Below are 15770 nucleotides of genomic sequence, written 5' to 3'. Positions count from 1 at the left end.
CTGTTAAATAGCGAACCAGATAAAAAAAGCGACAAAAGCTAAAAAACGCGAAAATATAAAAAATAGCGTTTTTTGTTTTTTTGCGCAAGCATTGCGCAAAATTTGTGTGCCGTTGCTTTTTTGCCGTCTTAAAACTTTATTTTATGATTAAGATTTGTGGCATACCCGAATGCTTTTTTTGAATAATTGCAAGTTTTTTGCAAGAATTTTTGCAGTCAAAATCAGCAGTGTTTTTGCGTTTGCTAAAAAATTATGCGTAAAAAGAGTTTATATAAGTTTGGATAAGCAAGAGATAAAAGCAAGCGTAAAATGCTTTTTAGATTTTGCTTAAGATTTTGCACTTGCTTAGATTTTGGCTACTTAATCAGCGCACTAATCTGCTTAAAACACTCGTTTTTAGATTCTAGCATCGCGCCAAAAAGTAGCGACTCCACACAAGAGATATGTGCCCCCTTGCTACGCATTAGCTCTATGGCGTTTAGATGATTTTCTTGCGTGCGTGAGCTTAGCGCGTCTTGTGCCACCCACACAGCTAGCCCCAAATTGAGCGCGTGCAGGACGCTTTGAAGCACGCAGATATGGCTTTCAATCCCACAGATTATGAGGTTTTTCGCCCCACTTTGCACGATGAAATCCGTAATTTGTGCATTCCCAAAAATGCTAAAACTTGTCTTTTCTAGCACAGGGGTATTGTCCTTGTCAAAATCCACGCGATTATCAGTGCTGCCAAGCCCTTTTGGGTATTGCTCGGTTATGAGTGTGCGCACGCCCAAAATCCCCGCACCTTTTAGCAAGGTGTTGGTGTTTTTGATGAGATTTTGCTCGCTAAACATTAGCTGGGCTAGCCTTTCTTGAATGTCTATCACAACAAAAAGTGCCTCGCTAGGCTTATATAGCCCATATTCAAAGGTTTTCATTTTCTGCCCTTTATAAATCTTAGGGATTTTGTGATTTTGCACTTAGGGCTTGCAAATGCTAAGATTCACAAACGCCAAATAAGTATCACGCAAGGCTTACGCCAAAATCCTTTTAAATCCCCTTTAAATTCTAGAATCTTCTATGGTTTCCAAGCACAACCACACAAAGCGACTGCGCGTAAAAGCTTTTAGAGTTTTGCTACGATTGCCTTTGTGTCTCGCGCGATGACAAGCTCCTCATTTGTGGGGATTACGCAGACTTTGACTTTGGAATCTTTCGTAGAGATAATCGCCTCTTTCCCGCAGACATTGTTTGCTTCCTCATCGAGCTTCACGCCCAAAAACTCCAAATGCTCCACAATCATACCGCGTATGAATTTCGCATTTTCGCCCACGCCCGCACAAAACGCAATCGCATCAACGCCAATCATCACCGCGCAATAGCTTCCAATGTATTTAAGCACACGATAAGCAAACGCCGCTCGCGCAAGTTTAGCTCGCTCATCGCCCTTTAGCTCGGCATCTAGCAAATCTCTAAAATCGCTTGACACTCCCGAGATTCCGAGCACGCCAGATTTTTTATTAAGCACATTTACGATAGCTTTGGTGTTTAGCCCCTCTCTATCGGCGATATAGTCCAATATCGCAGGGTCTAAATCCCCGCTTCTAGTCCCCATTATAAGCCCCTCTAGCGGCGTTAGCCCCATACTCGTATCCACGCATTTGCCGTTTTTCACCGCAGAGATAGACGCGCCATTGCCCAAGTGGCAGACAATGATTTTAGAATTTTTGTAATCAAGCCCCAAAAATTCCGCAGTGCGCTGTGATACATATTTGTGGCTTGTCCCGTGAAAGCCGTATCTGCGGACTTTGTGCTTCTCATACCACTCATAAGGCACGCCATACATATACGCGCGCGCTTCCATACTTTGATGAAACGCCGTGTCAAACACCGCCACCATTGGCGTTTTTGGCATTTGTTCAGAGCAGGCTTTGATTCCCATTAGGTGCGCGGGATTGTGCAGTGGTGCGAGTGCGGAGCAATCCTCAATATGCTTTATCACCACTTCATCTATAAGCACAGATTCTTTGAAATACTCACCCCCGTGCACCACGCGATGTCCAATAGCAGCGATTTCGCTTAGAGATTTGATTGCACCGACTTTTTTGTCTGTGAGGATTTCTAGCACCGCAGAAATCGCTTTTGAATGGTTCGTCAAAGAGAGTGTTTGGCTTACTTTTTCCTCGCCTTTTTTGTAGTTCAGCACGCTTCCTTCAAGCCCGATTCTATCGCAAATCCCAGAGGCTAGGACTTTTTCGCTATCGACATTGATGAGTTGGAATTTGAGCGATGAGCTCCCGCAATTTACTACTAATACATTCATCTTTTCTCCTTTAGTTGTATGATGAGTATGGATAAGTTTGCAAACAAATTAAACGCAATTTCAAAGTTGCAAATTTGGTTTGCGCAAATTTGATTCGCGTAAGATATGTTAAAAAAATCTGCTTAACAATGCAAACATTTTGTAGTTTTTCTTAAGCAATATTTTACAAAATGTGTAGAATCTACGCGTTTTGTAAAAAAATTACTTGTCTTTTTGGCAGTTTTGCTTGATTTTTTTAGAGTTTTTACAAAATATATTATGTTTTATCCCAAAAAAGATTTTTGCAAATTTTTGGCACAGGTTTTGCTTCGTAGGTGGATAACTTTTCACAAAGGACATTCCAATGACAAGCAAGACACAAAAGTTTAGGACAATATCTGCTAGCCTTGTAGCAGCACTAGCGATGGTAGCGTGCACACCAGCGCAAAATCAGGTAGGGCTTACGCCTCCGAGCGTGGATTTTCAGCCTGTGGGACTAGATAGACCAAGTTTTGGCAACTCTTCGGTTTTGGGCAATCCTCCTATGCAAACGCCTATGCCCCCAAACGCACTTTTGCAAAGTAGCCTTATGAGCAATGATGATGACGATGATGTGCTAGGAGCAAATGGTGCACCACTTCCAAAGGGTGCAGAGCCTATTATCCAAAACAACCCAAACCTAACACCTAGCAACCTAATTGAATTGCAAGTTGTCGGCACGGGTGTCGCTCCACAAAATGCGATTTCGCCTGCGCAATCTACCGCGCTTGCCAAACGAGCAGCAATGATTGATGCGTATAAACTTTTGGGCGAAAAAATGTATGGTATCAAGCTAAACGGACAAGACACAGTAGAAAATATGGCTGTAACAAGCTCTAGCGTAAAGGCAAAAGTCCAAGCCCTTGTGCGTGGCGCAGATGTGGTAAATGTGGATTGCAAAGCTGGAATGTGCCAAGTAACAATGGAGCTAAAACTTGATGGACGCGTATGGTATCGCGCTTTGGGTGGTAGATAATCTAACAAAAGCGTGAAAATCCAAAGTATAAATCCAAGTAGTGTAGAAGTAGCAAAAATAGCAGAAGTGGCGCAAATATCACAAATGCTACAAATGGCATTGCCTGCGTGGTATGCTTCAGGGGTAAATTTTGCTAGCAGATTTTGTTTTGGCTAGTTTTTTTAAGCAAACTTGGCTTAAAACTTAGATATAGCCAAAATCTTGGTTTGTTTTGGCTAGTTTGCTTAAAGCTAGTGAATCTGCTTTATTTCTTTCTTATTAGGGAAGGGGGAATCTTAAAATCCCTAGAATTTATATTTTTATAATTCTTCTTGGGGATTTTACACAAATTAGCATCAAGGCAAAAAGGTAATGAATCTAAAAGGTAAATGGCAATTTCTGCAGTGTATTTTTTCGCAGAAATTTTTGAGTGTCTTAGGCATTGTCGCACTAGCCTTTTTCCTCACAGGTTGCGCTAATGGTGCGTTGCAAGACTTTTTTAGCAATCGCCCCATAAGCAAGGAGGGCAAAGCAAAGCAGGCAAAAATAGAGGAGCAAAACTCTCCCAAAGATACTTCCAAAAAACTTCTATATATCAACTCAAAAAATTTCCGCTACTATGACTACGCGACTGTGGGTGTGAATGCCAAAAACGAAATCATAATTGAGCTTTTTGCTGCTGGCAAGACGATTGGCAATATCGAAATAGGAAAGCGCAAAATCTGCATTTTGGGCGATTGTGTGCGAAAGATTCCTGCCGCAAAGAGATTTTTTGGCAAGGTAAGCTATGGGGATTTGTTTGATGATATTTTGCTAGGACGAGATATTTTTCGCGCAGAAGGCTTAGTCATAGAGTCCAACACCAACTCTCACACTGCCATAGTGCAGAGATTTCAAAAAAATGGCGAGATGATTTTTTATCGCCGCACAAAAGAGGGAGTAATCTTTAAAAACACCACCACAGGCGTAACCCTCTCACTTTTTAGCTATGAGCCACAAAAAGTCATAGACTTTGAGGAGGACGAGGAAGAAGAGCGAGAGAGGCGAATGAATAAATAAAGACACAAAATCCACAAAGGCTTTAGTTTAGCGACTTTAGAAAATCTAAAATCCATTTTTGTAAAAAAAATCAAAATCCACAAGTTTTCTAACAAAATCACAAAAGGCATTTGAGATAAAAGGAGCTATATAAATGATAGAAACTATCGGGCTTGTAGGGTTTGTCGTTCTATGCGCGGTATTTTTTTATAAGATTTATTTGATGTTTCGCTAGGGCGACTACGATTTAACAGCTTAGGCAAAATCTTTGCAAAATCAAAAATCTACCACAAAAAGCACAAAAGGTGCAAAAACTATATTTACAAAAACTATGTCTACAAAAACTGCATTTACAAAAACCACACCTATACAAAACGCCTTGATTTTGGCATATAAGCCTGCTTTTATCACAAGTAATGCTTTTTTGGGCAAAATAAAGCGCAAATATGGCTTAGCCAAAGCTGGCTTTAGCGGGACACTTGACCCTTTTGCGCAAGGCTCTTTGCTAATAGCAAGTGGGACTTATACGAAACTTTTGCCATTTATAAACACCGAGCCGAAGCGATATGAAGCGGTGCTATGGCTTGGAGCAAAATCAAAAAGCCTTGATATAGAAAATTTTTTGGGTGTGGAGAGTGTGCCAAAATTTAGCCAAAGCCAAATAGCCGAAGTTTTGCAAAATCTATGTGGGAATATCACTTACACACCTCCTAGTTTCAGTGCCAAAAAAATATCTGGCAAGAGGGCTTATACACTCGCTCGCTCTGGAGAGGAGGTAAATCTAGCACAAAGCACGATGAGTGTGTATTCTTTGGAAATTTTGGGATATAACCACCCATTTTTGCACTTCTTAAGCGAAGTTTCTAAAGGAAGCTATGTGCGTTCTTTGGGCGAGCTAATCGCACAAAATCTAGGCGTAAGCGGGATTTTAAGCGCACTAAAGCGCACAAAAGAGGGGAGTTTGTGCGCCAAAAATGGTGTAGAGATTTTTCTAAATCCGCTAGAAGTTTTGCCTTTTGGGCGATTGGAGTTGGATTCTCATTATGAGGATTTGATAAAAAATGGTGCAAAAATTTGCATAAAAAACACCAAAAGTGGTATTTTCATAGTTCAATTTAGCGAATTTTTCTCTATAATAGAGATTCTAAAAGATGGCAACATCAAGTATCTATGTAATAGGATTTCGTATGCTGATACTCTCTAGGAAGCAAGATGAAAGCATTGTCATTGGCGATAGCGTGATGATAAAAGTCGTCTCTATTGATAGAGGAAGCGTAAAGCTCGGCTTTGAAGCACCACCCAAAATGCTTATACTTCGTGCCGAGCTAAAAGATGCCGTCATAAAAGAAAACAAAAAAGCTGTAAAAACCGCTAGTGATGAGGTTTTGACAGATTTTTCCAAACATATCAAACGCTAAATTACACTAATGATTCTAAAAGCTTACCCAAAAATCAATATCTACCTAAAAATCATCGATTTTGATGGCAACTATCACCTGCTAGAGTCCCGCTTTGCTCGCATAAAGGGCAAACTCTATGATGAAATAGAAATCACAGAATCTAGCAACGGCAAAGACATTATCGAGGGGGATTTTGGCTGTGATGCAAAAGACTCTAGCGTAGCGTGCGCACTGCGACTTCTTAGAGAGAAATACCCCAAACAATTTCCACCTGTGCATATAAAAGTAGCAAAGCATATCCCAAAAGGTGCTGGGCTAGGCGGAGGAAGTTCCAATGCTGGGTGTGTGCTAAATGGGATAGATTCTATGTTTTGCCTTGAGCTATCAAGCGAGGAGCTAAACGCTATGGCAAAGCGCGTTGGTGCGGATGTGGCGTTTTTTGTAAGTGGTGTGGATTTTGCAGAAGTGGGGGGAGTGGGCGAAAAAATCACACCGCACAAAATCCCAAGCGATGATATTAGTGAGTTTGAAATCTACACACCTGATATTTTTTGCGATACACGCGCCGTGTATAGACAATATCGCTCTATGATAGAAAAGCAAATCCTAAAACTTAGCCCCAAAGATATATTTGCAGATTTTAGCAATCAAAAAGTGTTAGACTTTGGGGAAGTGCAAGGTTTGGCACAAGATAGGCAAGCCACACAACGCAATTCTTATGCTTGTGAAAGATTTGCTTCTCTTAGCGCGCTTAATGATTTGTTTGCCCCTGCGTGTGCGCTATATCCACAACTGCTAGAAGTTGCCCAAGAGCTAGGGGAGGGGTGGTTTTTCTCTGGCAGTGGGAGTAGCTTTTTTCGCGCACTTGGTGTAGAAAAAAACGTCACAGATTCCACAAAAGAAGCAAAATCCACTGATTCTCAAAAAATAGATTCCAATCAGGGTGGCACACAGGATTTTGCGCAAGATTTTACACAGGATTTAAAGCAAGATTTTGCTAAAGAATCTAAGCAAGATTCTAATGAGCCCACTAAGAAAGAATCTAAAAAGCCCTTAGATTCCCCCTCACTTTTTGAGTAATGATTTTGCTAAAAAAAAGCACAAGAAAAATCCAAAAGCCACAAAAATGATAGCTCAAAACAAAAAAGCCCTTTTTGATTATGAGATTTTAGAAAAGCTAGAAGCAGGTGTAGTCTTGCTTGGCTCGGAGGTAAAATCACTTCGTAAATCCCGCTGCAACCTCAAAGATAGCTTTGTGCGCTTTGTAAAGGGAGAGGCTTTTATCTTTGGTATGCACATTTCTTTTCTCTCAAGTGTAAATCCGCACTTCCGACCCGATGAAAAGCGTGCTAGAAAGCTGCTACTTCACCAAAAAGAAATCAACAAATGGCTTGGCAAAGTATCCCAAGAGGGGCTTACTATCGTGCCTTTGATGATTTATTTCAACAAAAAAGGCAAAGTAAAACTTCAAATCGCCCTAGCAAAGGGTAAAAATCTGCACGATAAGCGCGAAGCCCTAAAGAAAAAAATTCTTGATAGAGAGGCGAGAGCGAATTTTAAAGATTTTGGCAAAAAACTCTAAAAAATGCCAAAGAGAGTGTTATAGATTCCATTGCATTTGTGCTATAATCCATAATTACTTTGAATTTTGAGAGAAGGAATTTTCCGTGAAAGAAATGGTAGATTACGGTGTGCTAGGGTTTTTGGGAATGCTATCTGTGGTGGTTGTGGCTATCGCGATTGAGCGGTTGTGGTTTTTTGCCACAGTGCGCGTTGATGACTACAACGATAGGCGATTTTTAGAGCTTGATTTGCACAAACGACTTACGCTATTGGCGACTATCGGTTCAAATGCTCCATATATAGGGCTTTTGGGGACTGTGGCTGGGATTATGATAACATTCGTAGAAATCGGTGCAGATTCAAATGTAGACACAGGCGCGATAATGACGGGGCTTTCTCTCGCGCTAAAAGCCACAGCTGCTGGGCTAATCGTGGCAATACCAAGTATCGTAACATATAACCTGCTAACAAGAAAGGCAGATGTCGTGCTAACGCTATGGGATATTCATCATAAGCCCTACACAGAGCCACCTAGAGCAGCAACTACTCGACCGATGAGTAGCGCACAAGTAGCCCAGCAAGTAGCCACACAACAATCCCAAATATCTCAAATACAAAGACAAGCCCAAATGCAATCTCAAATGCAAGGACAGGCAGGACGAACTACCCAAAATCCACAGCCAACCACTACCCAGCAATCCTCCCAAAACCTAAGACCACAGGGTAGTACACTAGGTGCAGGCTCTACAACCAATCCACCGCGCGTTTGATAAAAAAACATACAATAAATCTCACAAGGTGTAAGAAATGGCGATGAAAAAAATGGATTCTATGAATCTTGTGCCCTTTATTGATATTATGCTTGTGCTTCTAGTCATCGTGCTGACTACCGCGTCATTTATCAACACTTCGCGCATCCAAGTCAATGTCCCAAAGGTAAGCGATGGCGAGCACTCAAATGAAGCCGCCCCCAAAAAACCTGTGAATATCACTATTGATAGCGAGGGGAAATACTATATCGAAAACGACAATGTATCGCTAGAGGAGCTACGCAAAGCACTTCGTAGCTACGAAAAGGACACACCTATTATCCTAAATGGCGATTCTAAAAGCAATCTTGATAGTTTCGTGCAAGTAATGGATACGCTTCAAGCGCAAGGACTAAAAGAGCTCTACATTGTCGTAGAAGAAGAAAAGTAGCGTGGCAATAGCGTAGAGATAAAACAACAACGCACAAAAGCCGATAAAACTAGCCTTTTTGCAAAACTACCCAAAATATTCCTAAAATTCTCACAGATTTTACTCACATAGCAAAAGTTTTGAAAAATCCACTTTTTCTCCTTTTTTTATTATGCCTTTTTGTCCTAGCCGATATAGCGCGAAGTCATACTTTATCGGGTCATCTTTGTCAAATCGCGCTAGATTTTCACTCACTTCAAGCACCGCTTTGAAGTCATAGCTTTTGCGATTTAGCAATCCTAGAGTGCGACACACGCCAAATGTATGCGTATCAAGTGGTAAAAGTAGCTCGCTTGGGCAAATATATTCCCTCCACAATCCCAAATCTACATTATCTTCTCTTACCATCCAGCGCAAAAACATATTCCATCGCTTCAGTGGCGAGCTAGGCAGCACGGAGGTATTTGGTAGTGGCGTGCCTACCAAAAACGCAAATCCATTAGGCTTTGAAGTGTGGCTTTCTAGCGTGTAGTTCAGCTTTGTGGCATATTTTTTTGCGACTTGCCAAATCGCTTCTATGCACTCATTGATAAGCAGATAAATAGGCTTTGGACGCGATTTGTGCAAATGCAAAATAGATTCTAACGCACGATTTTGCTTCATTTCACAAAGTGCCAAAAAAAATAGCTTGACTTCTATTGCTTTTTGGAAGCGATAGTATGGAAAATCACTCGCCACAATCGCTTCGCTAGAATCTAGCAATCCAAAATCTAAAGAGTCCAAAAACTTCAAAATCGCTCTAACATTCCCATAAGCAAAAAGAGCGCAAACAAGCGCGACATAAGCAATCTCATCTAGGTTTTTTTGTGTATTTTTATTGTTTATATATTCTTTGACTTTTAGTAGAGGGTCTAGATTTTGCCTATTTATCGCTTCTTGTGAGTTGTAGGACTCGTAGTGAAAATCTAGTATGTGTTTTAGGATTTTATTAGTCTGTGTAGAATCTTGTGGATTTTTTTGTTGTTTTTTTGTCTGTTCTTTCATTGTGGTTGTCTTTTTTAAGGTGTGAAAATGCTTTGGCATTATAGCCAAAATTTGTATAGTCAAAATCTGCTATCACAAAAATTGCCATTTCAGGCAAAGCCAAAATCAAATTTCACACTATTTCACGCTAAATACTCTAAGTTTTTGCAAAATCTACACTATGTTTGCTAAATCTATCTTTATAAAATCTATCTATCCTCTCACACTCCTCTTTGCTAAAGCCACTTGCTAGCCTTGCTTGAATATTTAGGATTTTCCCTGCTAGCACAAATCCGCTAAACTTCTCACAAATCTCTATAAAATCTCCACAGCTTTTTTTGCTTAAATCATTTTTATCCCCACTTTCTTTTGCCTTGTCTTGCTTTTGGGCGAACTCCCACCATTTGCTTCCTTTGCTTACATGGGCTATCTCATCGTGCAGTATAATCCCAAATACCCGCTCCACCTCACTCATAAATCCACAAAACCTATCCACCCCAAAATCACTTTGGCGCAATTTTTCTAGCACAAAAGGATTGGCATCAAGTCCTTTTGCCTCTAGCCCGCGATGAACCACTCCCATACGATAGATGAGATTTTCTCCTGTCGCACTCATCGCTTCATATAGCCCAAAATGCGATGTAAAATCCCCATAATCAAACCCAATCTCTCCTAGCAAATCGCGCAGTAAGAAAAAATGCCCAAATTCCTCATTAGCCACACCAAGCCAATCCTCATAATAGCTTCTTGGCAAGTGTCTAAAACGATATGCAGAATCTAGTGCAAGGCTTATAGCGCAAAACTCAATGTGTGCGATAGAATGTAGCGTCTTGGCAAGACTTTCTTTTGACTTTATGCTTTTGCTTCGGTGGATTTTGGTGGGTTCTGTAAGTTTGCAGGGCGAAAACGAGGCAAAATCTTTGTTTATGATTTGGCTGTGATTTAGTGTGGTTTTTTGAGAGAGAAAGTCCTCATACAAATCCCTAAACAACGCATAACGAGAATCTATATCTTTGCAAAAAAGCACAGATTCTAGTGCTAAGAAAAAATCCATTTATTATCCCCTTTGATTTTTGCATATTTTTGCAGTGCTTCAAAATATTAAAGACTTTCAAAAATCTTAAAAAACAAAATCTACTACATTTGAAATTTATCGCAAAAAGCCACACAAAAATTTATCGCCAATTTATCGCCACGATTTTTCTAGATTCCAAATAGTTCGCGCTCCTCTTTAGTTATCTCAATTTGCCCACTCAAAGCAAAATATTTCCTTAGCACAAGTAGATTGCACGCTTCCTCTATGCGAGGATTTTGAAACTTTGCGCAGTGATTTTGCGCGTTTTTAATGATTTCTTGCGCTTGGTTTTCGTGGCTTAGATAGTGCTCTATCACAGCTTCTATATCGCTATATTCATCATTTATCTCTGCATAATGCACGCCAGAAACTAGCTTTGATTCCATAAACCAGCTCTCATACTTTGGCTTTGGCATTATGCAAAGTGAGTTTGAATTCATCACCCACTTTAGATTGCTAGCGACATCATTCCCCTCCAAACTTAAGATAAATTTATATTCCAAATGCGCTTCTTTGGAGATTTTTGGCTTTGCAAATTCTGCATTTTGTGCGCTACCGCTTGTGTCGCCTATGTCGCATTTTGGGTGGTGGAAAAACTCTCGCAAAAATTTGTTTCTATGCTCTTGGAAGCACGCCCCGCGAAAGACTAATGCGTCTTTTTTGTCCGCATAAGGGATTTTATCTTTGAAAAAGCAAAAATGCCTGTTTTTTTCTAGTTGCAGCAAAATGCTATTTTGGTTTGATTCCCCCCCCCCCTCTGCGATAGATTCTCTATCAAAATCCTTGCTAGATTTTTTTACAGAATCCGCCCTAGATTTTGCTTTAGATTCTATCGGCCGTGTTTTAGTTATCGCAGGAGTGTCTAGGTAATAATTCACATCGCCAAATTCATAAGCCCACAAAAGATTATCTCTAAAATACCTACTCCACTCATAAGAATCATAATAATACACGCTAGAGTATAGGCTTGATGGGCTATTATCCCCAACAAATCCTATGCTTGGGGTTTGCAGACTTAGGCGAGGCTTTTTCCACTGCTCGCCTTTGGAAGTTTGTGAAGCGAGCAAGTTTGGCAGTGGTAGGCTAAAGGAGGAGTTGATTTTGTGGTAGTGATTTACGCGCTTAGCGATATTTTCTAAAGTAGCTTCATCAAAGTCTTTAAAAATCCGCGCTATTTTGCTAGATAGGCTTGCTTGAAAAAAAGCGCGAGGCATAAACGCCCTAGCGATACCTTTGAAATTATAGATAAATTTTGACATTGTCTTTTCCTTTGTTTTTAGCTGTGTTTTTTAGCGTGTATTGGCTCAAGCGATTTTAGTTGATGCCCACGCCTAATCCGCCTTTTTATTTAGCCTTGCATAATACCCTATTGCCACACTAGCTAGTATGGCAATAGGCACAGGCACGGCGATTTCAGGGTAGATAATGTCTGTAATCGCAAATTGACTTAGCGCAAAAAACAGCCCCCACACAAGTAGTGCAAAAATGATAAAGCAAAATCCAAGCAAGTAGAGGTTTGTATACCTAGCAAGAGAGGGCGTATAATACCCGATGATAATCGCCACAAATGGCACAAAAAGCGGGACTAAAATGAGTGAATACAAAATCGAGCGGGCTTTATCGGTGGAGATTTTTTGCGAGCGCAGGAGTGAGAGAGAATCTAGCGCGTCAATAATCGAAATCGATGGATTTGCTTGAGCAAAAGAATCTAGCACTTTTGGATTAAATTTCTCCAAAATCGGCAATCTATCTTTGGTGCTACTTGCAATCCCAGCATTGCCTAGATTCCAGCTTCTTGGCAAAACCTGTGTCTTTGCTTCTTGCAGCACCCAAACATCATTTTCAAAATACGCCTTTTTTGCTTGGATAAAAGACTCAAGTTTTTTTTCATCTTTATTGACTTCAAACACACGCACATTGTTTGCTTGGGCTAGGGAATTTATCGTGCCAAAAAACACATAGCTTTGATTATATTTGACAAACAAATCTTTTGTGGGTGTGCTAGAAGAGTCTTTGAAAAATGTCGCTACCTTTTCTCTAGCATAAGCAAATGGCGTGGCATTTAGCCCGATATAAAGACAAGTAAGCGCAAGGCTAAGCAAGAGCACAGGGCGCAAAAGCCTACGCCTAGAATACCCAAGTGCGAGCAATGCGGTGTATTGGCTAGATTTGATAAGTGTGAGGTAGCAAATCGCCATAGCCAAAAGTAGCGAGATAGGAAGCGTGAAATTTACCGCATACATAAAATCATAGGCAAAAAATAGCACGACAAGGTTGGCTGATTCTGCGAAATTATCGGCGTATTGGAGGCTATCAATACCGACAAAAAACAGCTCCAAAGCGATAAAAATCACCAAAAAATAGCGCATATAATATCGCCCGATAAAAAAAAACAACCTAAGTCGTGGCATATTTGTCCTTTTTGTTTTTGTCTTGCTTGCTAGATTTTGCGCTTGATTTTGCTTATCTGTTATTTTATGTCAAAATCAACAATCTTAGCAAAATCTAGCGCAAAATATCTCAAATGAGATTTTGACGAGAATTTACACTTGATTTTGCTCCCTTATTTCTCACTTCACTATTTTACTTCTTTTACTTCTTTTACTTCTTTTACTTCTTTTACTTCTTTTACTTCTTTTACTTCTTTTACTTCTTTTACTTCTTTTACTTCTTTTACTTCACTCCCTTTTATTGCGCTTATTTTTGCTTCGTGGCATTTAGCGTAAAAAGATTTTGCGTTTTTGTAAAGTCGCGCGTGATGATGAAGTATAGCACGCTAAGCGCGCTATGCAGCACCAAGTCATCAAGCCTTTTTTGCTGCTCCTCACTAAAATCCCCAAGCACATAAGAGATGACTTGATGATTTTTTAGCGATTTGTCTATTTGCGTGCTTTGCGCGTGTGGTTTATCGCGAGATTGCGTGGATAGTGATTGTGTGCTAGAGCTTATCACCGCTTCTTTTTCTCGCCCTATGCCAAACCTCACGCGCATATACTTGCTATGCACTTCATTGTCGATAGATTTTAGTCCATTGTGCCCGCCACTACTTCCGCCTACTTTGTAGCGAATAGAGCCAAAATCTATATCTAGCTCATCGTGCAAGATAATAAAATCTTTGATTTTATAAAATCTTAGTGCGTTTTTTAGTGGCTCGCCAGATAGATTCATAAAGGATTGTGGCTTTAGCAAATGGATATTTGTGCTTGTCATAAAAGGGTGTTTTAGCGTGGCGATTTGGGCTTGAAATTTTGTCGCACTCTCCCACTCTAGCCTCAAAATCTGCGCGATTTTATCGACAATCATAAAGCCGACATTATGGCGATTATTGGCGTATTTGGGGGTTGGGTTGCCAAGCCCTACGATTATGAGGGGATTTTGTAGATTTTGGGTAAGATGCTCGCTATCATCTTGGCGAGATTCTTTTAGCAAAGCGAAAAAATCACTATAAAAACTTGGGGAATCTATGGGGTTTGCTGTGCAGCTTGCAAGCGGTATCGTGGCGTCTTTGGGAGAATTTATATGACTTGTAGAATCTACCGATTTTGTGCCTTGTGCGGTGTCTTTGGGGGTTTTTACAGAAGTCTTAAGCGGAGATGAGCAAAGAGAAGCTACTTTTTTTAGTAGCATTTCTCTTTGGCTCATTTTTTGGGATTGCAACTATTTATAGGGCTTATTTTGCTTTGACTACGCTTACTACGGCATTGGCAGGATTTTCGGTAATCTGCACGGCCTCATTTTGTGGCAAATCCCGCACCAAAATGCTATGCCCTACATCAAGCGCAGATACATCTAGCTCATAAGCATTTGGTAGATTTTCTGCTTTGGCTTTGACGCTTATGCGTTTTTTTGCTAGCAAAAGCACGCCTTTGTTTTTTAGCCCCACAGGCGTGCCTTTGGTTTTCACAGGGATTTTGTATTTTGCTAGCACGCCCTTTTGGGCTATCATCAAGTCGATATGCAAAATCGTCCCATACACAGGGTCTTTTTGATACTCTTGGATAACCACATCTAGTGTTTTATCCCCGACTTTGACGGGAAAAACAAGCGTGGTTTTTGATTTAATGGTTCTAATAAAGTCATTTATCTTAAAGGCGCAATGGATATTTTCCACGCCTTTTGCATAGATATTGGCAATTAGATAACCATCATTCCTTAGGGCTTTTGCATTTGCCTTTGAAATACTCTCTCTAATCTTTCCTTCTAGCATAAGCTATCCTTTCGCGTAAAATAAAAGCGCAGATTTTAGCAATGTTTTGCTTTAAAAAACATAAACTTTTTACCAAAAGCTAGCAAATTCTGCGTTTTTATTGCATTTTGCGCTTGTTATTCATTTGCTATTTGGGGTTTGGCATTGCTACCAAAATCTACACAAAACAAATCTAGTAAAATCTGCCAAAATACAAAAATGCGACAAAAAGTAACGCTCCCACAAAAACTTCCACAAAAATTACCCACTTTTAAAAATCAAATTTACACATTGTGTGTATAATGCAAGTTTATCTCAAAATGTAAGGAGTGCCTATGAGAATGGCAAAACTTGTGATGACAGGCTTAGTAAGCGTGTCTTTGGCGTCTGTTGGCTATGCGGCTGATTATAGCAAAAATAGCGATGATGAGCTTATCAAGCTCAATAATGGCAAGCTAAAAGCAGCTGATGCGGCAGATTTGAAGCTAGAGGTTATCAAGCGAGCAAACAAGCTTGAGGGCGAAGCAAAAAAGGCTTTCTTAGACAGGGTAAAAGCTGCTTATGACAAAGCGACTGAAAACTTCAAAGTCAAAGATTTCCGTGCGTATGAAGAGTCTGTAAAAAAAGAGTTCAAAGCAAAGATTGACGCGCTAAGCGAAGAAGCAAAAAAAGAGTTTGGTATCACAGGCAGTGGTTGTCCTCATCACGGCGGTGAGCACAAAGCTGAAGAAAAAGCTGGCGAGCACAAGCACTAGGCTTTTTGGTAGCTTCATTTAGCTATCTCTATAAAGCCTTTGTATCAAACCTTTCTCAAATCCCCAAAATCGCGTTTTAGAAAGATTTTACTAAAGATTTTGCTTTAGTTTTTAGCGAAATTGTTGAGTAGAAATCATCTAAAGCGCAAAATCATTTTGGGGATTTTTTATTTTTCTTAAATCTTTTACTCCCTCATAATAAAATCCAAAATCCTCCCGAACTATCTGCTATATACTTTCTCCACAAAAAAATCTGCTTCTAAGATACCTAAGCAC

The 15770-nt window shown here is 40.1% G+C and carries 17 protein-coding genes and 1 pseudogene; 10 read left to right on the top strand and 8 right to left on the bottom strand.

The window, feature by feature from the left end; translation table 11 throughout:
• Positions 1-356 precede the first annotated feature (356 nt).
• Entirely contained in the window at positions 357-917 is a 561-nt protein-coding gene (locus CQA40_RS10260) for an isochorismatase family protein (RefSeq protein ID WP_115520741.1), read from the bottom strand.
• Between the two features lie 188 nt (positions 918-1105).
• On the bottom strand, positions 1106-2302 hold the full coding sequence (locus tag CQA40_RS10255; RefSeq protein ID WP_023927487.1) for an acetate kinase: 1197 nt from the start codon (positions 2300-2302) through the stop codon (positions 1106-1108).
• 343 nt (positions 2303-2645) lie between these two features.
• Here CQA40_RS10255 and CQA40_RS10250 point away from each other — a divergent pair, with 343 nt between their 5' ends.
• The 9 genes and pseudogenes from CQA40_RS10250 (at position 2646) to CQA40_RS10215 (ending at position 8476) form a co-directional block, all read left to right on the top strand.
• Entirely contained in the window at positions 2646-3296 is a 651-nt protein-coding gene (locus tag CQA40_RS10250) for an LPP20 family lipoprotein (RefSeq protein ID WP_023927488.1), read from the top strand.
• 12 nt (positions 3297-3308) lie between these two features.
• Positions 3309-3452: a hypothetical protein gene (locus CQA40_RS11325; protein ID WP_181882925.1), complete on the top strand. Its 144-nt coding sequence runs from the start codon at positions 3309-3311 to the stop codon at positions 3450-3452.
• Between the two features lie 195 nt (positions 3453-3647).
• A complete protein-coding gene (locus CQA40_RS10245) occupies positions 3648-4334 on the top strand; it encodes a hypothetical protein (RefSeq protein ID WP_115520740.1) in 687 nt (228 codons plus the stop codon).
• A gap of 247 nt (positions 4335-4581) precedes the next feature.
• Positions 4582-5517, top strand: coding sequence for a tRNA pseudouridine(55) synthase TruB (truB, locus tag CQA40_RS10240; protein WP_258864550.1), 936 nt, complete (start codon positions 4582-4584; stop codon positions 5515-5517).
• Positions 5501-5731, top strand: coding sequence for a carbon storage regulator (locus CQA40_RS10235; protein ID WP_023927491.1), 231 nt, complete (start codon positions 5501-5503; stop codon positions 5729-5731). Before truB ends, CQA40_RS10235 begins: the two co-directional genes overlap by 17 nt.
• A 9-nt stretch (positions 5732-5740) precedes the next feature.
• Positions 5741-6793, top strand: coding sequence for a 4-(cytidine 5'-diphospho)-2-C-methyl-D-erythritol kinase (locus CQA40_RS10230; RefSeq protein ID WP_115520739.1), 1053 nt, complete (start codon positions 5741-5743; stop codon positions 6791-6793).
• Positions 6786-7295, top strand: coding sequence for an SsrA-binding protein SmpB (gene smpB, locus CQA40_RS10225; RefSeq protein WP_258864548.1), 510 nt, complete (start codon positions 6786-6788; stop codon positions 7293-7295). The genes CQA40_RS10230 and smpB overlap by 8 nt, the downstream gene beginning before the upstream one ends.
• An 85-nt stretch (positions 7296-7380) precedes the next feature.
• A pseudogene (gene exbB / locus CQA40_RS11750) lies at positions 7381-7794 on the top strand (TonB-system energizer ExbB); the annotation flags it as partial.
• 295 nt (positions 7795-8089) lie between these two features.
• Positions 8090-8476: a biopolymer transporter ExbD gene (locus CQA40_RS10215; RefSeq protein ID WP_034560982.1), complete on the top strand. Its 387-nt coding sequence runs from the start codon at positions 8090-8092 to the stop codon at positions 8474-8476.
• A 99-nt stretch (positions 8477-8575) separates the two neighbouring features.
• On the opposite strand, the gene CQA40_RS10210 is transcribed toward CQA40_RS10215, so the two are convergent.
• From CQA40_RS10210 to CQA40_RS10185, 6 genes are all read right to left on the bottom strand, one after another.
• Positions 8576-9499, bottom strand: a complete 924-nt coding sequence (locus CQA40_RS10210; protein ID WP_115520737.1) for a TIGR02757 family protein — start codon at positions 9497-9499, stop codon at positions 8576-8578.
• 136 nt (positions 9500-9635) lie between these two features.
• Positions 9636-10532 (bottom strand): ferritin-like domain-containing protein, encoded by an 897-nt coding sequence (locus tag CQA40_RS10205; protein WP_115520736.1) that lies wholly within the window; start codon positions 10530-10532, stop codon positions 9636-9638.
• A 149-nt stretch (positions 10533-10681) separates the two neighbouring features.
• On the bottom strand, positions 10682-11812 hold the full coding sequence (locus CQA40_RS10200) for a glycosyl transferase family 90 (RefSeq protein WP_115520735.1): 1131 nt from the start codon (positions 11810-11812) through the stop codon (positions 10682-10684).
• Between the two features lie 72 nt (positions 11813-11884).
• On the bottom strand, positions 11885-12964 hold the full coding sequence (locus tag CQA40_RS10195; protein ID WP_115520734.1) for an LptF/LptG family permease: 1080 nt from the start codon (positions 12962-12964) through the stop codon (positions 11885-11887).
• A gap of 286 nt (positions 12965-13250) precedes the next feature.
• Complete coding sequence (pth, locus tag CQA40_RS10190) at positions 13251-14180, bottom strand: aminoacyl-tRNA hydrolase (protein WP_181882924.1); 930 nt, start codon at positions 14178-14180, stop codon at positions 13251-13253.
• Between the two features lie 43 nt (positions 14181-14223).
• Positions 14224-14760 carry a 50S ribosomal protein L25/general stress protein Ctc gene (locus CQA40_RS10185; RefSeq protein WP_115520732.1) on the bottom strand — a complete coding sequence of 179 codons (537 nt, stop codon included), beginning with the start codon at positions 14758-14760 and terminating at the stop codon, positions 14224-14226.
• Between the two features lie 314 nt (positions 14761-15074).
• Between CQA40_RS10185 and CQA40_RS10180 the strand changes: the two genes are divergently transcribed.
• Complete coding sequence (locus CQA40_RS10180) at positions 15075-15494, top strand: DUF1104 domain-containing protein (protein WP_115520731.1); 420 nt, start codon at positions 15075-15077, stop codon at positions 15492-15494.
• The last annotated feature ends 276 nt before the right edge of the window (positions 15495-15770 follow it).

This window comes from Helicobacter sp. MIT 01-3238 (genome assembly GCF_003364135.1).
In the GTDB taxonomy this organism is placed as follows: domain Bacteria; phylum Campylobacterota; class Campylobacteria; order Campylobacterales; family Helicobacteraceae; genus Helicobacter_B.
The sequence above is the reverse complement of the archived record's forward strand: the minus strand, read 5'-3'. Positions and strand labels throughout refer to the sequence as shown.